A 21583-nucleotide genomic window follows, 5' to 3' on the forward strand; every position below is an offset into this window, starting at 1 on the left:
TGCTCTTTGCCCTGATCCCCCGCATTGCACTGTACTGGCCGGCGCGCAAAATGGCTGCCGTGGGAGCGTTGATCGCTGCTTCGGTCTATCTTGCGTTGTCGGGGGGGAATGTCGCGACCGAGCGTGCTTTTGTCATGGTGGCGGTTGCCCTTTGTGCCGTTCTGGTCAACCGGCGAGCCCTTAGCCTGCGGGCCGTGGCCATGGCGGCCCTTATTGTTCTGACATTGCGGCCGGAGGCATTGATGGGCCCCGGCTTCCAGATGTCATTTGCCGCCACCACCGCACTTGTCGCCGTCTTTGGCTGGATCCGCGATCTTGACTGGTCGTTGGGCCCAAAATGGCTGCAGCCTGTATTGGGGGTTGTGATCTCCTCGGCCGTTGCAGGGCTTGCGACCGCACCGATTGGTGCCGCGCATTTCAACACGATGGCGCATTACGGGCTGATCGCGAACCTCGCAAGTGTGCCGTTGATGGGTGCACTCGTGATACCGTCCGCGGTGTTGGCACTTGTGCTGGGACCCGTCGGCCTTGACGGCATCGGTTTGTGGTTGATGGGGCTGGGGTTGCGCTGGATCCTGTGGGTTGCCGATACCGTATCCGGGTTGGAGGGCGCACAAGGTTATGTCGCCGGACCGGTTCCTGCCGTGTTGCCCCTGATGGCCTTGGGCATGCTCTTTGTGATCCTGTGGCAGGGGCGTGTACGCATTGCAGGGTTGGCTGGCGTCGCTGTGGCTTTTGCGCTGTGGCAAACGGGAGAGCGCCCTCAGGTGCTTGTGGCCGATACGGGCGGCATCGTGGGCCTGATGACCGAGGAAGGGCGCGCTTTGAGCAAAGCCAAGAGCGCAGGCTTTGTCGCGCGCAACTGGTTGGAAAACGATGGCGAAGGGATTGATCAGGCGGATGCGGCAGCGCGCTGGACAGAGGGGAGCGGCCCCCGGATTGTCCACCTGAGCGGCAAACGCGCGGCTGAGGGATTTTTGGGCTGTGCGAAAGGGGACATTGTTGTCAGCAACACGAAGCTGGCCGATGCTGCAAACCTTCCGTGCCTTGTGCTGTCCCCACCCATTTTACGGCGCACGGGCGCAATTGCCTTTGTGGAAACCGCGAACGGCCTACGCATCAGAACAGCGCGTGACGTTGCCGGGGATCGCATGTGGTCGGGCTGGACGAAAACGCCACCACCCGAACTGACAAGGCTTATCGACAACAATTGGGCCGTTGCCGAAAACAAGTAAGGCGGACCACTGGTCCGCCTTGTAACATATATTCCTTACGATGATCGCAATGGGTAAGGCGCACGTGTCGTGCGCCCAGGTTCAATAGGTGCGGATCAAACCGACGAGCCGCCCTTGCACCTTCACCTGTCCCACGGGGAAAACGCGTGTCTCGTAGGCTGGATTTGCTGCTTCAAGCGCAATCGTATCACCCTTGCGCATATAGCGCTTCAGCGTTGCCTCGTGGTCTTCGACAAGCGCCACGACAATGTCGCCGTTATCGGCTGAGGATGTTTCGCGGATGACCACGACGTCACCATCATTGATGCCTGCATCGATCATCGAGTCGCCCTTGACCTCGAGCGCATAGTGATCGCCTTGTCCCGACAGCATCTGTCCGGGCACAGCCACAGAATGCGAGACCTCGGAGATTGCAGAGATTGGAACCCCGGCGGCGATCCGGCCCATGACAGGCAAGGTTATCGCGTCTGCGGTCTCAACGGGGTGGGCAGCCGCCGGGGGAGGCGCGTCAGGTTTGTCGCCATCAATGACGCGCGGCTGGAAGCCACTTGGGGCGCCACCCAGACTTTCGGGCAGACGCACGACTTCGATGGCACGGGCGCGGTGCGCGAGCCGGCGGATAAAGCCACGCTCCTCAAGCGCTGTAATCAGTCGGTGGATGCCTGATTTCGAGCGCAAATCCAGCGCCTCTTTCATCTCGTCAAAGCTGGGGGGAACCCCGTCGCGCTGCACCCGTTTGTGAATGAATTCGAGCAGATCCAGCTGCTTTTTCGTCAACACTGTTCGTCCTCCAAGCTCATTTTGTTTGGGTTTGTTCTATGGACGTTCCCCTTTTGTGTCAACAGGTCAGGTCAAATCGACCACATCCACCAGATCACCAGCGTCACGGGGCGGGTCATTGGGGGGCCGCACGATCAGGGCATTTGCATTGGCCAGCACACTTAACAATGAACTGTCCTGCAGACCTGCATCCTCGACCGCGCCATTTCGGACCCGCCCGCGCATGTAATGCTCGCGTGGGCCATTTGCGGTCAGCGGCGCCGCAAGCGGCATTTGGCGGCGAGGGGCGGGGGCTTGACCCAATCCTTGCATTGCACGGATCATCGGGGTCAGAAAAACTGTGCCGCACACCATTGCGGACACGGGATTTCCCGGAAGGCCAATCATAGGCGTGCCGTGCAACCGTCCTGCCATCAGTGGTTTGCCCGGGCGCATCGCGACTTTGTAGAAACTGCGCTCCATACCCAACTCGCCCGCAACATGGCCAACAAGGTCATGATCGCCGACCGATGCACCACCGATTGTGACGATCAGATCGGCGCCTTGAGCCAGGCTGAACACAGTTGTCAGGGATGCAGCGCTATCACGCGCAATGGGCAAGAGGCGGGGCACAGCCCCAAGCCGCCGAAGCGTTGCGGCCAAGCCAAACGTGTTCGATGCGATAATCTGATCCGGGCCCGGGTCTTCGCCCGGCATGACCAACTCGTCCCCTGTTGCGATCAGCGCCACGACCGGTGCGCGTCGCACAGGAACCTGTGGCACATTCATCGACGCCAGAAGGGCAATGTCAGCTGGGGCGAGGATGCGGGGGGCGTCGAGCGTGTCACCTTCGGCAAAATCGATACCAGCAGGGCGGATGTTGTCCTTTGGGCCGGGATCGTCCGTGATTGTGATCAGATCGCCACTGCGAGTGACATCTTCCTGGATGACAACCTTGTCGGCACCCTCGGGGACTGGCGCGCCGGTAAAGATACGCACGGCTTGACCCGCGCCAACTGTCCCAGTCCATCCATGTCCGGCAGCAGCTTCACCAACCACTTTGAACTGTGCGTGCAAATCTGCCTCAACTGCTTTGAGCGCGTAGCCGTCCATTGAAGATGCAGCAAAGGGCGGCTGGGTGCGCTGCGAGGCGACGGGTTCAGCCAAAACCCGACCATCCGCTTCAAGAAGCGGCAAATGTTCGACTGGCATTTTATCCGCAAGGTCGAACAGGTTTTCAAGCGCTTGGCTGACGGTGATCATGGCGCCTCGTAACGCCCGGACTTCCCGCCATCTTTCAGAACGACCCGCAAGCCGCCAATCTCCATGCCTTTGTCGACGGCCTTGGCCATATCGTAGACGGTAAGGGCGGCAGTGGAGGCGGCGGTCAGCGCTTCCATCTCGACCCCCGTTTGGCCCGTTGTCTTGACGGTTGCCGTGATGCGCAGCCCCGGCAGGTCCGCGTCAGGGGTCAGATCGACAGACACTTTGGTGATGGGCAGAGGGTGGCACAGGGGGATCAGGTCAGCGGTGCGCTTGGCTCCCATGATCCCGGCAAGGCGGGCAACGCCGATGACATCACCCTTCTTCGCTCGACCTTCGGTAATGATATCAAAGGTTTCCGGCTGCATCTTCACCCATGTCTCGGCTACGGCGATGCGGTCGGTGACATCCTTGTCCGAGACATCGACCATGTGCGCCGCGCCTTGATCATCGAAATGCGTCAGTGCCATTACATGCCCCCTCCGGCAGTGAGCGGGTTGGCAAGCAAGGTCCGCGTGGCTGCGGCGACGTCGTCCTGCCGCATCAGGCTTTCGCCGATCAGGAAGGTGCGGGCGCCGTACATGGCAAGATCAGCGAGGTCGGCCGGTGTATTGAGCCCACTTTCGGCCACGATGGTCCGATCTGCTGGCACCTGCTTCGACAGGGTGCGGGTGGTGTCGAGCGTCACCTCGAATGTCTTGAGGTTGCGGTTGTTGATGCCCATGAGGGGGCTTTTCAGAGCCGCAGCGCGTTCAAGCTCTTCCGCGTCGTGCACTTCCAGCAGCACATCCATGCCCCACTCAAACGCCGCTTCTTCCAGTTCGTGGGCCTGTGAATCGCTGACGGACGCCATGATGATGAGGATGCAATCGGCCCCAAGTGCGCGCGCCTCGGCCACTTGGTAGGTGTCATACATAAAATCCTTACGGAGAGCGGGCAGGGCGCAGGCGTCGCGGGCTTGTGTCAGGAACTCTTTGGCGCCCTGAAAACTTGGGGTGTCCGTCAGGACCGACAGGCATGTGGCGCCGCCATCTTCGTAGGCTTTGGCGAGCGCCGCCGGATCGAAATCCGCCCTGATCAACCCTTTGGATGGGCTGGCTTTCTTGATCTCGGCAATCAGGCCGTAGGCTTCCCGGTTCGCAACCTGCAATGCATGTGCAAATGGGCGAACAGGCGATGCCTCGCGCGCTTCCGCTTCCACGGCTTCAAGTGATTTGGACGCCTTGTCGGCCGCCACTTCCTCAAGCTTGTAGGCTTTTATTTTGTCGAGGATCGTATCTGTCATCTGTTGCGCTTTTTTCTGGCGGAGGGACCGAGGGGCCAGCCCCTCGTGCTCCCCGGAGTTTATCTGGCAAGATGAAAGAGCTTCAACCCGCTTGCGTGATCTTTGCGACCTTCTGGATTTTGTCGCGCGCGGCACCGCTGTCGATGCTTTCGGCGGCCCGTGCGACACCTTCCTTGAGGTCTGTAACGGTGCTAGCAACCTTGAGCGCTGCTGCGGAGTTCAGGAGGACAGCGTCGCGATAGGCACCGGGTGCGCCGTCCAACAGGGCCGAGAACGATTTGGCATTCTCTTCTGGTGTGCCGCCTACGATGGCCTCGAACGGATGGGTTGGCAGCCCTGCTTCTTCCGGGTGCACTTCAAAATCGGTGACTGTGCCATCGGACAGGGCAGAGACCCAGGACACGCCTGTGATCGTCAACTCGTCCGTGCCGTCCGAGCCATGGACGAGCCATGCGGCTTCGGACCCGAGTTGGCCAAGTGTTTCGGCCATGGGACGGATCAGATCGCGTGAGAATGCGCCAGTCAGTTGCCGTTTGACGCCCGCGGGATTTGTGAGCGGTCCGAGGATATTGAAAATTGTCCGTGTGCCGAGTTCGGCGCGTGTCGGCATCACGTGGGCAATGGCCGGATGATGCATTGGCGCCATCATGAAGCCGATACCGGCACCCTTGATAGCCTTTTCGACCACGTCAGGACCGACCATCACGTTGATACCCATCTGGGTCAGGGCGTCAGCCGCTCCGGACTTGGAACTGAGGTTCCGATTGCCGTGTTTGGCGACCGTTACGCCTGTGCCAGCAACGACGAATGCAGTGGCCGTCGAGATGTTCAAGGTGCCCTTGCCGTCCCCACCTGTGCCCACGATGTCCATGGCGCCAGCAGGCGCGTTAACCGCATTGCACTTGGCGCGCATGACGGCTGCAGCCGCGGCATACTCATCAACGGTTTCGCCGCGTGTCCGCAAGGCCATGAGGAAGCCGCCGATCTGACTGGGCGTTGCTTCGCCATCAAAGAGGATTTGGAAAGCTGTTTCGGCCTGATCGCGTGTCAGTGGACCGTTTGCCGCCGCATCAATGAGCGGTTTCAGTGCGTCACTCATGCGGCCACCGGCATGAGGTCGAGGAAATTCTGGAGCATAGCGTGCCCGTATTCCGAGCGGATCGATTCCGGATGGAATTGCACGCCGTGGATCGGCAATTCCTTGTGGGCGAGGCCCATGATCGTGCCGTCTTCGAGCGCGCCGGTGATTTCCAGCTTATCCGGCAGGCTGTCCCGGTCGACGATCAGCGAATGGTAACGGGTCGCTTCGAACGGGCTTGGCAGCCCTTTGAACACCGAGTGATTGTCATGGTGCATTGTGCCCATCTTGCCGTGCACGATCTCGTTCGCGCGCACGACTTTACCACCAAAGGCTTGCCCGATGGTCTGATGACCAAGGCATACGCCCATAAGAGGGGTGCGTGTTTCGGCGGCGGCGGCGGTGAGTGCAAGGCAAATACCTGCCTGATCCGGCGTCGCGGGGCCGGGCGACAGAAGGATGCCCTCGGGCTTGAGTGCCATCGCTTCTTGAACATTCAGGGCGTCGTTGCGGTAGACGTGCACATCCGCGCCCAACGATCCCAAATAATGGACGAGGTTGTAGGTAAAACTGTCGTAGTTGTCGATCAGCAGAAGCATGGGCGTATTCGATGTTCCAAGGGCGGACGTTGGCCGGTATAGTCGCGCCATACATGTTCAGGCTTGCCCGCCAGCGTCAAGAGGCGGGCGGCCTTCGAACAGGCACGAAGAGCAGGCTGTGGCACATCGCAAAGCGGGGCCATAGCGGGACAGGCAAAGAGGTCAGATATGGCACGGGGTTTTCTGAGCGGCATTTTCTGGGGTGGCGTGGTGAGCATTGCGGGCGCGGCGGCCCTGTCGATTGCCAGCGACAGCCCGACAGCGCCAGATGCCGTCGTGCGCGCACCTCAAGGTGTTGATGCCCCTCAGGAAGGCACGGGCGAGACGCCGCAGATGCGGGGCGATGCCGATCTGGTCATGGATGATGACGCGCCACAAATCGACAGTCCGGAAGCCGATGACCTGACTGCAGCAGAAGCGGCGGGTGCCGATACGCCATCCGTGCCACAGACCGGGCAGGCGGAAGGTCTGGCTGATCCGGCCGAGGTTGGTGAAGGCGCAACTGTCGCGATCGACACGGATGCGCCGGTGCAGCCCAGCCCACAGGGCGAAGCGCCACAAGCGCCTGTGAGTGAGACGGAGTTGTCCATTTCGACAGACCCCGCGCAACCGCCTGCGCCACAGGTTCCGGATGCGCCAACCGCCTTTGCCGAAGATGCACCGGCAACCCCCGAAGGCACAGACACACCGACTGCCGAAGCGGCGGCGCCCGATGCGCCAGACGCTGCCCCGGCTCCGGACGTTCCTGAGCGGGTCGATACACCGGTTGATCCGGAAACACCGCCCGAACGGTCCGCCGCGCTTCCCTCGGCGCTGGATCCAGCGACCGATGCCGGAGGGCCCACGATTGGGCGCCCAGCCACGTCTCTCGTTGACCGCGCTCCGAGTGCGGACGAACCACCTGCTGAAACGGACAATGTGACAAACGATACGGCGGCGGATGGCCCTCCGATCCAGATCTATGCAGCGCCTTTCGAGAACCCTGAAGACAAGCCATTGATGTCAATTGTCTTGATTGATGAGGGCGCAGATCTGACCGGCGGCAGCGTTGGCCTTGCAGCGTTGCGGAGTTTTCCCTATCCGCTGACATTCGCGGTGAATGCGTCGCTGCCTGATGCGGCAGAACGGGCAGCCGAGTATCGTGGGCAAGGGTTCGAGGTTGCAACACTTCTGGACTTGCCAGCGGGTGCCACGGCCTCTGACACCGAGGTGACGCTTTCGGCGGCCATAGATGCCGTGCCGGAAGCTGTTGCGGTGATGGAAGGGACCGGGACCGGCGTGCAAGAGACACGCGACACATCCGATCAAGTGGCTGCGGCCGTTTTGGCATCCGGTCACGGACTGATCCTGCAATCCAAGGGGCTGAACACTGCCCAGAAGCTGGCGGCGCGCGACGGTGTGCCGACCGGCCTGGTGTTCCGCGACTTCGACAGCGCGGGTCAGACGCCCACGGTCATCCGTCGGTTCTTGGATCAGGCGGCGTTCCGCGCGGGGCAAGAAGGCGGTGTGATCATGGTGGGACGGGTGCGGCCTGACACAATCTCAGCCCTGCTGTTGTGGGGGTTGCAGGACAGGGCAGAGCGCGTGGCGCTTGCACCGGTGTCTTCCGTTCTCCAATTGCTCGCCGAACAGCCGCAGTAGCGCTCAGATAATCTCATCCTCGTCAAAGAGCGGGTCGGCTTCCAATTGGGCCGTCATCGCCTCAACCGTGTCTTCGTCTGCTGTTGGACTGATCTCGGCCAGATGAAATACGGCGTCCCCCTCGTTTACCACGGGCAGAACGGCGCGCCCGATGAGTATTCCGGACGACGGGGCGATCAGTTCGGTTTCCGTTGACCCTGCCGGGTCGGAAATGGCCGCCAAAACCTCGTTTTCCTCGACAACGTCGCCCTCGGCCCGAAAGGTGCGCAGCAGGCCGCCTGAGGGCGCGCGCAGCCAAGTAGAGCCGTTGCAGGTCAAAGATGGGGTCCGTGGATGGGCGATACCCTTTGCGGCCAACATGTCCTGGTCCCGCATGACGCGGAGGATGCCCGCAACACCTGCGCGCACAGAAAACTCGTCAAACCGCAAACCTTCACCTGCTTCATAAAGCAAAACGGGTGTCTCGCGCTCTGCCGCTTCGCCACGCAATGATCCCTCACGCAGCGACGATGTGAGAATGACAGGTGCACCAAAGCTGCGTGCCATTTTCGCGGTGATCGGGTCGCCAGGCGTGATGCGAATTTGTGGCAGATTGGTGCGATGAACGGCTGCTGAATGCAGGTCGATACCGAAATCGCAGCGCAGAACCACATCATTCAGAAAGATATGTGCCAGACGCGACCCAAGGGACCCGCTCGCACTGCCGGGAAAGCAGCGATTCAGGTCGCGGCGGTCTGGCAGATAGCGGGATCGCGCGAGAAAGCCGAAGGCGTTGACGACCGGAACAACCAGCAGCGTCCCACGCAGTTTGTCGAGCTGTGGTGTGCGGAGCAGCCGACGGGCAATTTCCACGCCGATCACTTCGTCCCCGTGAACGGCAGCACTGACGAACATGGTGGGACCTGGAGGCTTGCCGTGCAAAACCTCGACACGAAGGGACACCGGTGTGTGGTCCGGCATGTCTGACACGGGCAGGGCCACGGATGCGCGGCTACCGGCGGCAACTGTGATGTTACCCAGTTGGAACGCTCCACGTGGCATCAACTATGGCCCACTACCGCGTTTGCCTGCGTGTCACTGGTTGCCGCCGCCAAAGCGCGCGGCGTCCGCTGCCGCCCGTCTGATGGCACCGGACTTGTGCACCGTTTCCATGAACTCGGCCTCAGGATCGCTGTCATAGACAACGCCGCCACCAGCCTGGATGTAGAGCTTCTGGTCCTGAACAACAGCCGTGCGCAGGGCGATGCACATATCCATGTCGCCACACGCGCTGAAATAGCCGACGCCGCCGCCATATACGCCTCGTTTTTCCGGCTCCAACTCGTCGATGATTTCCATCGCTCTTACCTTGGGTGCGCCAGATACGGTGCCTGCGGGCATCCCGGCAAAGAATGCGTCCAGCGCGTCCTTGCCCTCGGCCAGTTCGCCCACGACGTTCGAAACGATGTGCATCACGTGGCTGTAGCGTTCGACGATGAATTCCTCGGTGGGGCGCACGGTGCCAATGTTGGCCACGCGACCAACGTCATTGCGACCCAAATCCAGCAGCATTAGATGCTCTGCTAGCTCTTTCTTGTCGGCCAGCAGATCGGCTTCCAGTTCTTTGTCTTTTTCTGGCGTGTCCCCGCGGGGACGGGTGCCTGCAATCGGGCGGATCGTGACCTCGTTTCCGAACACACGGACCAGGATTTCGGGGCTTGCACCGACGACCTGAAAGCCGCCGAAGTTGAAGTAGAACATGAAGGGCGACGGGTTAGTCCGCCTCAGCGACCGGTAGAGCGCAAAGGGTGGCTCCCGGAACTCCTGCGTCCAGCGTTGTGCCGGCACGACCTGAAAGATGTCGCCCGCCTTGATGTAGTCGCGTGCCTTTTCGACGGCGGCTTTGTAGGCATCCTTGGTAAAGTTCGACACCGGTTCGGCTTGCGGGCTTGCATCCCCCAGATCACGGGTTTCGACCGGCATTGCGCGTTCAAGATCGCGGACCGCGTCCATCACCCGTTCGGCGGCCTGTGCATATGCGGCGCGCGCCGACTGCCCATCGCTGACCCATGCAGGCGAGACGACCGTGACCTCACCCTTCACGCCGTCAAGAACAGCCACGACGGACGGGCGCAGCATTAGGGCATCGGGCAGGCCAAGCGGGTCGGGGTTTACGTCCGGCAGGCGTTCAACCAGTCGGATCATGTCGTAGCCAAGATAGCCAAACAGACCGGCGGCGGCTTGTGGCAGATCGTCGGGCAGGGCAATGCGGCTTTCTTCGATCAGGGCTCGCAGCGCATCAAGGGGATTGCCGTCTAGCGGTTCAAACGCGTCGGCGTCGTAACGTGCCATGCGGTTGATCGAGGACGCTTCGCCATCGCAGCGCCAGATCAGGTCCGGTTTCATCCCGATGATTGAGTATCGCCCACGCACCTCGCCGCCGGTGACGGACTCAAGTACAAACGCATCTTTCTGGGCACCCGTTAACTTGAGCATCAGAGACACAGGCGTGTCCAGGTCTGCCGCAAGCCTTGTGTAAACCACTTGGTTTTGGCCTTCCGCATAGGCTGCGGCAAAGCTGTCGAAATCGGGAACGAGTGCCATCAGGGGAAGTTCACGTGCACAGCGTCCAGGGCTTGCTGGTTGATCTGTGTCCCTGCGCGCAGCACAACATCTTCGCCGAAGATATTGAAGATTTCACCGGCAAGAAGCTGACCCATCTCGGCGCTGAGCGCTTCGGTTTCGGCCTGTACTTCCGGTGTGTCAGCCGTTTCGTTGATCGCATCAAGCCGGACAACCAGCACCGCGCCATAGCCCGAGATGATGCGAACATCACCGGGTTCCATCTCGAATACAGCCGGCATGAATGTGGGCGGCGTGCCCTGTACGAACGCGTTGCGGTCCAAATCGGTTTCAATGATGGAGTCCAGTGATTGGCTGGCAAAGCTTTCGCCTGCTTCCAGCGCGGGCAGCAGGGCTTCGGCCTTTTCGGTCAGCCTGTTTTCTGTTTGCTCCGCTTCCCAGTTGCCCTGAACATTCAGCTTCGCTTCTTCAAACGGGGCAGGCCGCGGCGGCAGCAGGTCGTCCATCCGCATCGCGACGATACCGCCATCGTCCAGCTGGACGATTTCCGGGAAGTCATCTTGGGTCAGTTCCACAGCGGCATCGCGGAAGCCATCATAGGCTGCAATTCCGTCGCCCATGACCGGGAACCAGTCGATGGTGCCAAGCTGCATGTCGGTTTCGGCATCCAATTCCTCGAGCGTTGCGCCGCCCGCCAACAGGTTGTCGAATTCCTCGGCCAGAACTGCGACTTGCCTCCGTGCGGCGTCCAAGGCCAGTTCCTGCCGCAGCTGTGGTTCGGCATCCTCAAAGCTGATGATTTGGGCAGGCAGGACGCCGTTCACGCGGAACAGCGCCGGGCCAAGCGATGACGGAAGGGGACCAACGACATCTCCAACCTCGGCGTTGAAAACAGCTTCGCCCGCTGCGTCCAATTCAAGACGGTTCACGTCACCCATGTCGACATCGGCCAGTTCCAAGCCGCGTTCTGTCACCAGTGCTTCGAATGTTGTGCCATCCACCTCAAGCTGCGCTGCCGCGCGTTCAGCCGCATCCGCATCGAGATAGACCAGACGCTCAACGAGGCGCCGTTCGGGACGGTTGTATTGATCTGCTCGCGCATCGTACTCGGCGCGCAAGGTGCTTTCCTCAACTTCCATTGAGTCCAGGATCATGTCGGGCAGCAGCGCGGCATAGGTGATGCGCTTGGTTTCGGGCAGTTCATAGTCGTCGAGGTTGTCTTCGTAATAAGCACGCAAAACCTCGTCCGAGGGTGTGGGCAGTGCCGTTTCAAGATCAGCCTGACCCAGACGCACCCATGTGAAGTCACGCGTTTCGCCAAGAAAGGAGACCAGCGTGCGGGCGTATGTTTCGGGCATGCTGACACCCGAAACGATGGCACCTTGCAGGATCGAGCGGGATACTTCCTCGCGCAGTTGGTTTTCGAACTCGGATTCGCTGGTGCCTTGGTTGTCCAGCGTGAAACGGTAGGCATCGCGGTCAAACGTACCGTCAAGGCCGCGGAACGCCGGAATGTTCAGGATTTCGTCCCGGATTGTTTCGTCACCAACGCTCAGACCCATTTCGCCCGCTTCATGGTCCAGCGCGCGGGCGCGGACCAGACGGGCTAGAACGGCCTGGTCCAGACCAATGGCTTGGGCACGGGCAAAGGTCAGGGGCGTGCCTGTTTGCTGGCCAACCGCCTGCATCTCGCGTTGCAGCGTGTTGGCGTAGGTTTGCACGTCGATATGCTTGTCGCCGACCTTGCCGACGGTGCGGATTGTGCCTCCCAGACCATCAAGGCCAAAGCCGAGGCTGAGGCCCACAAACAAGAGGCCCAGAAGGATCCAAACGGCGATTTTCGAGATGGATGTGTTGCTCTTGGCCATGTGCGCCTTCTAACGGGTGTCGTTGCGGTTGAGGATGTCTAGCGGCACTGCCTGAGACGGGCAAGAGCGCGTTGGATTCAAAGGCTCAGCGCTGACAGTCTTGTGTAGAGGTCACTAATTCCGCTGGCGTCCAGGTTAGCAAAGGCAATGCGCAATTGTTGGCGTCCTTCGACAGCATCTTCGGGCCAGAACATGGTGCCGGGTAGACACAGGATACCCGCGTTACTCACCAGTTTCGGGGCGAGGTCGGCTGACGACATATCGAACGGGTGTTTCATGTAGGCGAAGTAGGCTCCCAACCCCATAAGCTCCCAGCCTTTGTCTGCCAGCACGGGAAATCCATCGGCAATGGCCTTGCGCCGCGCGAGGATTTCGTCGCGTTCCCCCGCGACCCAATCGCCTAGGTTTTCCAGCCCCCAAAGTGCTGCGTACTGCCCGATCTGCCCCGGGCAGATCGCAACGGTGTCGAGGAACTTTTCAGCTTCCGCCAGTCGCGCTGGTGATGTGACCAATGCGCCGACCCTGTGGCCGGTCAGGCGGTATGTCTTGGAAAAGGAATAGAGATGGATGAACGTATCTTCCCATCCATCCTGCTGAAATAGGGCGTGGGGTGCGCCTTTTCGGCTGTCAAAGTCGCGATAGGTTTCGTCAACAATCATGGTAATTCCGCCCGCTTTTGCCAGTTCGAAGAAGGCGAGCACGAGGTCATCCGGGTACTCAACGCCCGCCGGATTGTTCGGCGTGACCAATGCAATGGCGCGCGTCCGGTTGGTGATCAGGGCTTCGGCGGCCGCGACATCCGGCAACATACCTTCGCCAACGGGCAGCGGTACGGACGTGACCCCGGTCATATCCAGCCACATTTTATGATTAAAATACCATGGGGTTGGAAGGATAACTTCATCCCCTTCTTCGCACAGCATTGCGATTGCTGCGGCAAAGGCCTGATTGCAGCCGGATGTGATGGCGACATTGGCTGCGATCGTGTTCGCTGCGTAATGGCGATTGATCTGCTCCGACAATCCAGCACGCAACGCTGGCATACCCAAAACCGGACCGTAAAGGTGCGCGTCATCCTTGGTGAGCGCCGCATCGGCCATGGCTTGGCGCAGTGCGTCCGGCGGAGGATCAACCGGCGCTGCCTGGCTGACATTGATCAGCGGACGGTCTTCGGGGAAGGTGACGCCCTCGATCCAGCGCCGCGCCTCCATCACCGGAGGGGCGAATGTGGAAGAGGTGCGCGTCGTAGTCATTTGATTGCTCGTTTTGAAAGCGCCGGAGTCTCCGGCAGTCGCTTGGCAGGCAAGGTGATTGCGTTCTCAGTCGGTGCCGCGGTAGGGCTCGACATATTGCAGGGCCATATCCCAGGGGAAAAAGATCCAGGTATCCTGGCTGACGCCAGTGATGAACGTATCGACCATCGGTTCGCCCTTGGGCTTGGCATAGACGGTGGCAAAATGCGCTTTGGGATACAGTTCCCGTACCACTTCGAGGGTGCGGCCAGAGTCGACCAGATCGTCGATGACCAGAATACCTGTGCCGTCGCCCATCAGTTCGGCGTCAGGTGCTTTGAGCACTTCAACTTCGCCTTGGCTTTGGTGGTGGTAGGATTTGACGCTGATCGTGTCGACGGTCCGTATGTCCAACTCGCGGCTGACGATCATGGCCGGTGCCATACCGCCCCGGGTGATCGCCACAACTGCCCGCCATGCGCCATCATCCGGTCCTTGCCCATCAAGGCGCCACGCCAGCGCCCGGCTGTCGCGGTGGATTTGATCCCAGCTGATGTGGAACCCTTTTTCATGGGGGAGGCGGTCTGCCATTGTTTACTTCTCCAGGATCAGGCGCACGCCAAGCGCGCCGAGCAGTGTAGCCGCGATGCGGTCGAAAACAGGTTTGAGGCTGACATAACCGCGTCTGATATGCGGCGTGCTCAGCGCAAGGGCGAGAAGCGTGTAGAACGCCAGTTCAAGCAGCCAGTGATTCAACACGATGACCATAATGTCTGACGCCGCGAGCCCTTGGGGAAAGACAACAACAATGACCGCCGCCGCAAACAGCATCGACTTCGGGTTGCCGAAATTCAGCAGCATCCCGGACAAGACTGCCTGTCCACGTGGTTTCGGAGCATCGCCCAGCTGATCACGTGCATGTCGCCACGTTTGGATCGCAATCCAGATCAGGTACAGCGCCCCACCGATCTTGAGAGCGGTGTACGTCCAGGGAAAGAGTGTGAAGACGGCTTCAAGCCCCAGCAGTGCCGCGAGCGTCCACATCGCGGCGGCAGTGCCAAGACCAATGCCGGTCGCAATCCCGGCGGCGCGACCGCCTGTTACAGTCGCTTTAGTGATAAACAACATGGCTGCACCGGGTGAAAGCAACGCAGCCAGCAGGACGGTATTGAAAGCAATAAGCTCTGCCAGTGTCAGGCTCATCTTTTACCCTTTTTCGATATCGGGCGCGTCGACGGCCTTCATGCCGACCACATGGTACCCCGCATCAACGTGAAGGTTTTCACCGGTCGTCCCGGATCCCAGATCGCTCAGTAGGAACAGCGCAGATTTGCCAACGTCATCGATGGTCACGTTGCGCCGCAGCGGCGAGTTGTACTCGTTCCACTTCATGATGTAGCGGAAATCACCGATGCCCGACGCCGCAAGGGTCTTGATGGGGCCAGCACTGATCGCATTGACGCGGATGTTGTCCTTGCCCAGATCTTCGGCCAGGTATTTGACCGATGCCTCAAGCGCGGCCTTGGCGACACCCATGACATTGTAGTGCGGCATGACCTGTTCTGCACCGTAGTAGGTGAGGGTCAGGGCGCTGCCCCCATCCGTCATCATCTTTTCGGCCCGCTGCATAACTGCGGTGAATGAGTAGACCGAGATATCCATGGTGAGCGTGAAATTGCCGCGGCTTGTATCAACGTAGCGGCCGCGCAACTCATTCTTGTCTGAGAAGCCGATGGCATGGACGATGAAGTCCAGTTTGCCCCAACGTTCTTTCAGTGAGCCAAACAGAGCATCAATTGATGCCTCGTCGCCCACGTCGCAGGGAAGTACGATGTCACTGCCAAGTTGAGCGGCCAGCGGATCGACGCGTTTCTTGAGCGCATCCCCTTGATAGGAAAATGCAAGTTCGGCCCCGGCGTCGCTAAGAGTACGTGCAATACCCCATGCGATGGATTTGTCATTGGCGAGACCCATGATCAGACCTCGCTTGCCCGTCATCAGATTGCCCGCCATGTCGCTGCCCATCCCGTCCCTCGTTATCGGCTTTGTGTCTGGCGGCCAGCTTTATGCCATTGCCCAAGACGCATCAAGAGAAGGTGCGGCAGTTGAACCTGGTTGCGCGCAAGGCTAGCTGTTTCAAAACACGACAGGAGATAGAGATGGTCGATCGGGCTGGGAAATTTGCGGGCGATAACCCCTTTGACATCGTGCGTGCCTGGATGGCCGAGGCGGAAGAAGCGGAACTGAACGATCCGAATGCCATCGCACTCAGCACGGTGGACGCCGATGGCCTGCCCAATGTCCGTATGGTCTTGTTGAAGGACATCGAGGATGACGCCTTTGTCTTTTATACGAACTATACCAGCGCTAAGGCTGCAGAACTGGACCAGACGGGCAAGGCCGCCTTTGTGATGCATTGGAAGTCGTTACGGCGGCAAGTGCGGGTGCGTGGCGTTATAGAGAAAGAAGAGGGGGCGAAGGCCGACGCTTACTATGCATCCCGTTCACTTAAATCGCGCCTTGGTGCGTGGGCGTCAGACCAAAGTGCTCCACTGGACAGCCGTACTGCACTGATGACAACGGTCGCCAAGGTCACGGCGCAGCACGGTACCAATCCCTCTCGCCCACCGTTTTGGGGCGGCTACAGGATCACACCCGTGGAGATTGAGTTTTGGGCTGACGGCGCGTTTCGATTGCATGATCGCTTCTGCTGGAGGCGTGAAAAACCGGGTGCTGTATGGCAAGTGACCCGGCTCAGCCCGTGAATTTCACGTAGCGTGAAATGTAAACATATGAATTTTAAACGGTATTTCCTGCTTGAATTATGAGGTGAAAATGGCGCAAGTCTTGGTGTGCGGCATAATGCACTCATAGAAAGACAAGTCGTGTCAGAACACACTGAAGATACGGATGTGGTTACGGGGACCGTGAAGTGGTTCGATCCTGTTAAGGGGTTCGGATTTATTGTCGCCGATTCCGGTGGCCCGGACATCCTGCTGCATGTAAATGTGTTGCGAAATTATGGTCAGTCTTCGGTTGCGGATGGCGCCGAAGTAAATGTGCGTATCCAACATACGGAGCGTGGCGTTCAGGCTGTCGAAGTCATATCGATCAAACCACCCGAACATACGGATTCGTCTTCCCTTACCGACCTTGCAGAGATGGACCAGCACGACGTGACAGACGCGCCGTTGCAACCGGGTCGCGTCAAGTGGTTCGACAAGGGCAAGGGGTTTGGATTTGCCAATGTGTTTGGCAGCTCGGATGATGTGTTTCTGCACGTCGAAGTATTGCGCCGCTCCGGGTTGTCAGACCTTCAGCCTGGTGAGGCACTTGCGTTGCGCGTGATTGATGGAAAGCGCGGTCACATGGCGGCCGAAGTTTTGGCGTGGGAAGCGGCGCTCACCAAGAAGGGCGATTGATCATGCGCCGCTCGTTCCACCGGGCATTTGTGGCGCTGATTTTCTGTCTATGTGCGCAAGTTGTTGCAGCAAAGTGCAATGATGCGACTGTTTGGCTCCGAGGCGATTTTGGTTCGGCGCGCTTTAACGTTGAGATTGCCGATACTAATCGCGCACGCGCCATCGGACTGATGAACAGACCTTCCATGCCAATAAGCGAGGGGATGCTGTTCATATATCCCCGGCCGCAACCCTTGTCGTTCTGGATGCGAAATACGCTCATTTCGCTTGATATGCTGTTCCTGGATCCAACAGGGACCGTAACCAAGATCCATCACGATGCTATCCCGTTGGATGAGACGCCGATTCCCGGTGGGGACGGCCTTACTCACGTCCTCGAAATCAACGGGGGCCTTGCGCGCATGATGGGGATTCAGGAAGGCGCGCAGATGCGGCACCCCAGCTTTGATCAAGATATCGCTGTTTGGCCCTGTTGATTGCACGCTTTGGGCTTTTCAATTGCGTTTGCCCCGTCTAAGACAGCGCCACGGTCGGAGCGTGGCGCAGCCTGGTAGCGCACCTGTTTTGGGTACAGGGGGTCGGAGGTTCGAATCCTCTCGCTCCGACCATTTCATCTAGTTTGAAGCAATACCGCCTGTTGCGATCAGCAACTGATCCATCAATTGATCCAGCGCGCGCTGTTTGATGTAGATGCGCCTCGGGTTGCCTGACTTTTGCACAACCTCTGCAAAGTAAGACAATTCAACAACGAAATCGCCGTTGTCTTTGTCCGTCTCCTTTTGAACCACCAGCGTCGGTGCTTCGAGCGCGCCATCATATTGCAGCACAAGAAACGCTGCGACGTCTGGCGGCGGTAGAATGCGGCATTGAACAACAGAGCGGGATACAACACGCAACTCATCCCCCGGCGCATCGCATGAGGAGCGGAACGCATCATCTAGTGGACCGGGATTCGCGGCAAATGTTGCGCGGCGCACTGGCAAATCTTGTTCGTCCGTCACTACGGTTTCTACATATTGTGGTGCGCAGGCGCCTAGGGCGACCGCGAAACAGACTATGAGGGGTCGCATCTGGGGGCCTCTGTTCAGGGATATGAAGACCTGATCATATTTTCCGCAGCGCGGCAAAACCTTTCTGCCGAGGCGGGCGTTAACTGTGGATAACTTCACGTGAAGCATCCACAGCTTGGATTAAGTGGTGAGATTGGTTTGAGTTTTTTGGATGGATGCCGTGGACGAAATTTTGCCGAAACACGCACGTGTTAACGAAGTGAATCGCAGGTAACGCCGCCCGACAAAGTTGACCCCATCGGTCAAGGAAAAAGATGTCAAAAAACTTTTAAAATATCGTTGACGTGAACCCTGCCTATACGCCAGTTTGTGTGGGCCGGGTGGTTCATCACAACATTTAGTGGTCAACACTATGGGTGAAGCGCCGGGCACGAGGGACAGGGGATGCCGCCATACCACGAGACTTCGCAGGCACCTAGCCGGGCCTGCAGGGTGGTTCAGTGACTTTGTACCGACATCAACAATGGGGACCTGCAACGTCAGGTTCACCTTTCCGAACACCAGCTGGGAATGAGGCAGCGCGATGAAGATTGAAAGACAGTTCACCAAAGCCGGTCAGGACGCGTATGCGGCTCTTGATTTCGTGACAACCGCGTCCGAGATCCGCAATCCCGATGGGACAGTGGTGTTTCGTCTGGACGAGGTTGAGGTGCCCAGTGCGTGGAGCCAAGTGGCCAGCGACGTCATCGCGCAAAAATACTTCCGCAAAGCGGGCGTGCCCTCCAAGCTTCAGAAGGTCGAAGAAAAGGACGTACCCGAGTTCTTGTGGCGGTCCGAAGCGGCCGATGGCGCCGAAATGGGCGGCGAAACATCGTCCAAGCAGGTCTTCGACCGTTTGGCCGGGGCGTGGGCATATTGGGGTTGGAAGGGCGGCTACTTCTCGACCGAAGAAGATGCGCGCGCGTACTACGACGAGATGCGCCATATGCTGGCGACCCAACGTGCAGCACCGAACTCGCCACAATGGTTCAACACCGGTTTGCACTGGGCGTACGGGATTGATGGTCCGGCGCAAGGACACCATTATGTCGACTACAAGACCGGCAAGCTGACCAAATCCAAATCCTCCTATGAACATCCGCAGCCGCATGCCTGCTTCATCCAGTCCGTTGAAGACGATCTGGTGAATGACGGCGGCATTATGGACCTGTGGGTCCGCGAGGCGCGCCTATTCAAATATGGGTCGGGGACCGGCACCAACTTCTCGAGCCTGCGGGGCGAGGGCGAGAGCCTGTCCGGTGGCGGCAAGTCGTCCGGTTTGATGGGCTTCCTCAAGATCGGCGACCGTGCGGCAGGCGCGATCAAGTCGGGTGGTACCACGCGACGTGCAGCCAAGATGGTGATCGTCGATGCGGACCACCCTGATATTCAAGACTTCATCAACTGGAAGGTGATCGAAGAGCAAAAAGTGGCGTCCATCGTCGCGGGCTCCAAGATGCACGAGGAAAAGCTGAACGGCATCTTTGAAGCCTTCGGCACATGGGATGGCGCCGAAGCAGACGCCTATGATCCCAAGAAAAATAATGCGTTGAAGGGAGCAGTAAAAGCAGCCAAAAAGGTTGCGATCCCCGAGACATATATCAAGCGCGTGTTGGATTACGCCAAACAGGGTCACACCAGCATCGAATTCCCGACCTACGACACTGACTGGGATTCGGAAGCATATAGCTCGGTCTCTGGCCAGAACTCGAACAACTCGATCCGTGTGACCAACGCGTTCCTGACTGCGGTCGAAAAGGACGCCGATTGGGAACTGATCAGTCGCGTGGATGGCTCGGTCACCAAAACCGTCAAAGCGCGTGAGCTTTGGGAGCAAGTGGGTCACGCCGCTTGGGCCTGTGCCGATCCCGGCATCCAATACCACGACACCGTTAACGACTGGCACACATGCCCCGAAGACGGTGCGATCCGCGGATCGAACCCCTGCTCCGAGTACATGTTCCTCGACGACACGGCCTGTAACCTCGCGTCGATGAACCTGCTGACCTTCCTGAAAGACGGCAAGTTCCAGGTCGAAGACTACATGCACGCGTCGCGTCTGTGGACCGTGACGCTGGAAATCTCGGTTATGATGGCGCAGTTCCCGTCGAAGGAAATTGCACAACGCTCCTATGACTTCCGGACGCTGGGTCTGGGCTACGCCAACATTGGCGGTCTGCTGATGAACATGGGCCACGGTTACGACAGTGACGAGGGCCGGGCGCTCTGCGGCGCGCTGACCGCGATCATGACCGGCGTATCCTACGCCACTTCGGCTGAGATGGCGGGCGAGTTGGGGCCGTTCCCCGGTTACAAGAAGAACGCCAACCACATGCTGCGGGTAATGCGCAACCACCGCAATGCCGCCTATGGTGCGACCGAAGGCTACGAAAAGCTGGCGGTGAAGCCGGTTGCTCTGGACCACGCCAACTGCCCCGATCCGCGTCTGATCGACGTTGCCATGGGCGCATGGGACGAGGCGCTGAAGTTGGGTGAGAAGAACGGGTATCGCAACGCGCAATCCACCGTGATTGCACCGACCGGCACCATTGGTCTGGTCATGGACTGCGATACAACCGGGATTGAGCCTGACTTTGCCCTTGTGAAGTTCAAGAAGCTGGCCGGTGGTGGTTACTTCAAAATCATCAACCGTTCGGTGCCTGCAGCGCTGGAAAACCTCGGATATGGCTCCGCTCAGATCGAGGAAATCGTCAGCTACGCAGTGGGCCATGGCTCTATCGGCAACGCACCGGCGATCAACCACACAACGCTGACCGGTCACGGCTTTGGTGCGAATGAGCTGGCCAAAGTGGACGCGGCGCTGGAAAGCGCCTTCGACATCCGCTTCGTCTTCAACCAGTGGACGCTGGGCGAAGAGTTCTGCACCGGCGTGCTGGGCATTCCGGCTGAAAAGCTGAACGACCCTACGTTTGACCTGCTGAAATCGCTGGGCTTCTCCAAGGCCGATATCGACGCTGCAAACGACCATGTCTGCGGGACGATGACGCTGGAAGGGGCGCCACACCTCAAGGAAGAGCACTACCACATCTTCGACTGCGCCAACCCGTGCGGCAAGAAGGGTAAGCGGTTCCTGAGCGTGGACAGCCACATCACTATGATGGCCGCGGCCCAGTCGTTCATTTCGGGCGCGATCTCGAAAACGATCAACATGCCCAATGATGCCACCATCGAGGACTGCCAACGCGCCTACGAGTTGTCGTGGTCGCTGGGGGTAAAGGCCAACGCGCTCTATCGTGATGGCTCGAAACTGTCGCAACCTCTGGCCGCGGCGCTGGTCGAGGATGACGAGGACGCTCAAGAGGTGCTCGAAAGCGGTGCACCCGCAGAGAAAGCTGCTGTGCTGGCCGAGAAGATTGTTGAGAAGATCGTCGTGAAGGAGATTGTGAAATCTCATCGCGAGAAGATGCCTCAGCGCCGCAAGGGCTACACTCAGAAAGCCATCGTCGGGGGCCACAAGGTCTACCTGCGGACCGGTGAGTATGAAGACGGCAATCTGGGCGAGATCTTCATCGACATGCACAAGGAAGGCGCTGGCTTCCGGGCAATGATGAACAACTTTGCCATCGCAG

At 59.3% G+C, this 21583-nt stretch carries 20 protein-coding genes and 1 tRNA gene; 7 read left to right on the forward strand and 14 right to left on the reverse strand.

Annotated elements, in window-relative coordinates:
• Nucleotides 1-1235: ComEC/Rec2 family competence protein (locus AC6RA8_RS13785; RefSeq protein ID WP_500353314.1), on the forward strand; the 1235-nt coding region annotated here is incomplete at its 5' end.
• A gap of 81 nt (nt 1236-1316) precedes the next feature.
• On the opposite strand, the gene lexA is transcribed toward AC6RA8_RS13785, so the two are convergent.
• The 6 genes from lexA to AC6RA8_RS13815 all read right to left on the reverse strand — a co-directional run bounded on the left by lexA (nt 1317) and on the right by AC6RA8_RS13815 (nt 6219).
• A complete protein-coding gene (gene lexA / locus AC6RA8_RS13790) occupies nt 1317-2015 on the reverse strand; it encodes a transcriptional repressor LexA (RefSeq protein WP_500353315.1) in 699 nt (232 codons plus the stop codon).
• 66 nt (nt 2016-2081) lie between these two features.
• A complete protein-coding gene (locus AC6RA8_RS13795) occupies nt 2082-3257 on the reverse strand; it encodes a molybdopterin molybdotransferase MoeA (protein WP_500353316.1) in 1176 nt (391 codons plus the stop codon).
• A complete protein-coding gene (gene moaC / locus AC6RA8_RS13800; RefSeq protein WP_500353317.1) occupies nt 3254-3727 on the reverse strand; it encodes a cyclic pyranopterin monophosphate synthase MoaC in 474 nt (157 codons plus the stop codon). The genes AC6RA8_RS13795 and moaC overlap by 4 nt, the downstream gene beginning before the upstream one ends.
• Nucleotides 3727-4542, reverse strand: a complete 816-nt coding sequence (gene trpC / locus AC6RA8_RS13805) for an indole-3-glycerol phosphate synthase TrpC (protein ID WP_500353318.1) — start codon at nt 4540-4542, stop codon at nt 3727-3729. The genes moaC and trpC overlap by 1 nt, the downstream gene beginning before the upstream one ends.
• 82 nt (nt 4543-4624) lie before the next feature.
• Nucleotides 4625-5641: an anthranilate phosphoribosyltransferase gene (trpD, locus tag AC6RA8_RS13810; protein ID WP_500353319.1), complete on the reverse strand. Its 1017-nt coding sequence runs from the start codon at nt 5639-5641 to the stop codon at nt 4625-4627.
• Nucleotides 5638-6219, reverse strand: coding sequence for an anthranilate synthase component II (locus AC6RA8_RS13815; protein ID WP_500353320.1), 582 nt, complete (start codon nt 6217-6219; stop codon nt 5638-5640). Before AC6RA8_RS13815 ends, trpD begins: the two co-directional genes overlap by 4 nt.
• A gap of 168 nt (nt 6220-6387) precedes the next feature.
• On the opposite strand from AC6RA8_RS13815, the gene AC6RA8_RS13820 reads away from it, so the two are divergent.
• On the forward strand, nt 6388-7860 hold the full coding sequence (locus tag AC6RA8_RS13820; RefSeq protein ID WP_500353321.1) for a divergent polysaccharide deacetylase family protein: 1473 nt from the start codon (nt 6388-6390) through the stop codon (nt 7858-7860).
• Nucleotides 7861-7863: 3 nt separating this feature from the next.
• On the opposite strand, the gene AC6RA8_RS13825 is transcribed toward AC6RA8_RS13820, so the two are convergent.
• The 7 genes from AC6RA8_RS13825 to fabI form a co-directional block, all read right to left on the reverse strand.
• A complete protein-coding gene (locus AC6RA8_RS13825) occupies nt 7864-8901 on the reverse strand; it encodes a succinylglutamate desuccinylase/aspartoacylase family protein (protein WP_500353322.1) in 1038 nt (345 codons plus the stop codon).
• A gap of 33 nt (nt 8902-8934) precedes the next feature.
• Nucleotides 8935-10443 (reverse strand): anthranilate synthase component I, encoded by a 1509-nt coding sequence (gene trpE / locus AC6RA8_RS13830; RefSeq protein WP_500353323.1) that lies wholly within the window; start codon nt 10441-10443, stop codon nt 8935-8937.
• Nucleotides 10443-12290 carry a peptidylprolyl isomerase gene (locus AC6RA8_RS13835; RefSeq protein ID WP_500353324.1) on the reverse strand — a complete coding sequence of 616 codons (1848 nt, stop codon included), beginning with the start codon at nt 12288-12290 and terminating at the stop codon, nt 10443-10445. The genes trpE and AC6RA8_RS13835 overlap by 1 nt, the downstream gene beginning before the upstream one ends.
• A gap of 77 nt (nt 12291-12367) precedes the next feature.
• Entirely contained in the window at nt 12368-13543 is a 1176-nt protein-coding gene (locus AC6RA8_RS13840; RefSeq protein ID WP_500353325.1) for an aminotransferase, read from the reverse strand.
• Nucleotides 13544-13609: 66 nt separating this feature from the next.
• Entirely contained in the window at nt 13610-14113 is a 504-nt protein-coding gene (gene gpt / locus AC6RA8_RS13845) for a xanthine phosphoribosyltransferase (RefSeq protein WP_500353326.1), read from the reverse strand.
• A gap of 3 nt (nt 14114-14116) precedes the next feature.
• Nucleotides 14117-14725, reverse strand: a complete 609-nt coding sequence (locus tag AC6RA8_RS13850) for a LysE family translocator (RefSeq protein WP_500353327.1) — start codon at nt 14723-14725, stop codon at nt 14117-14119.
• A gap of 3 nt (nt 14726-14728) precedes the next feature.
• Entirely contained in the window at nt 14729-15535 is an 807-nt protein-coding gene (fabI, locus tag AC6RA8_RS13855; protein ID WP_500353333.1) for an enoyl-ACP reductase FabI, read from the reverse strand.
• A gap of 53 nt (nt 15536-15588) precedes the next feature.
• Here fabI and pdxH point away from each other — a divergent pair, with 53 nt between their 5' ends.
• The 4 genes from pdxH (at nt 15589) to AC6RA8_RS13875 (ending at nt 17552) form a co-directional block, all read left to right on the forward strand.
• Nucleotides 15589-16287, forward strand: coding sequence for a pyridoxamine 5'-phosphate oxidase (gene pdxH / locus AC6RA8_RS13860; RefSeq protein WP_500353328.1), 699 nt, complete (start codon nt 15589-15591; stop codon nt 16285-16287).
• Nucleotides 16288-16407: 120 nt separating this feature from the next.
• Nucleotides 16408-16944 carry a cold-shock protein gene (locus AC6RA8_RS13865; protein ID WP_500353329.1) on the forward strand — a complete coding sequence of 179 codons (537 nt, stop codon included), beginning with the start codon at nt 16408-16410 and terminating at the stop codon, nt 16942-16944.
• Between the two features lie 2 nt (nt 16945-16946).
• Nucleotides 16947-17420: a DUF192 domain-containing protein gene (locus tag AC6RA8_RS13870; protein ID WP_500353330.1), complete on the forward strand. Its 474-nt coding sequence runs from the start codon at nt 16947-16949 to the stop codon at nt 17418-17420.
• A gap of 55 nt (nt 17421-17475) precedes the next feature.
• A tRNA-Pro gene (locus AC6RA8_RS13875) sits at nt 17476-17552 on the forward strand.
• Nucleotides 17553-17558: 6 nt separating this feature from the next.
• Here AC6RA8_RS13875 and AC6RA8_RS13880 read toward each other — a convergent pair.
• Complete coding sequence (locus tag AC6RA8_RS13880) at nt 17559-17945, reverse strand: hypothetical protein (RefSeq protein ID WP_500353331.1); 387 nt, start codon at nt 17943-17945, stop codon at nt 17559-17561.
• A 592-nt stretch (nt 17946-18537) separates the two neighbouring features.
• Here AC6RA8_RS13880 and AC6RA8_RS13885 point away from each other — a divergent pair.
• The coding region (locus tag AC6RA8_RS13885; RefSeq protein ID WP_500353332.1) for a vitamin B12-dependent ribonucleotide reductase at nt 18538-21583 on the forward strand (3046 nt) is incomplete at its 3' end.

The sequence above is a fragment of the Tateyamaria sp. genome, assembly GCF_059783535.1.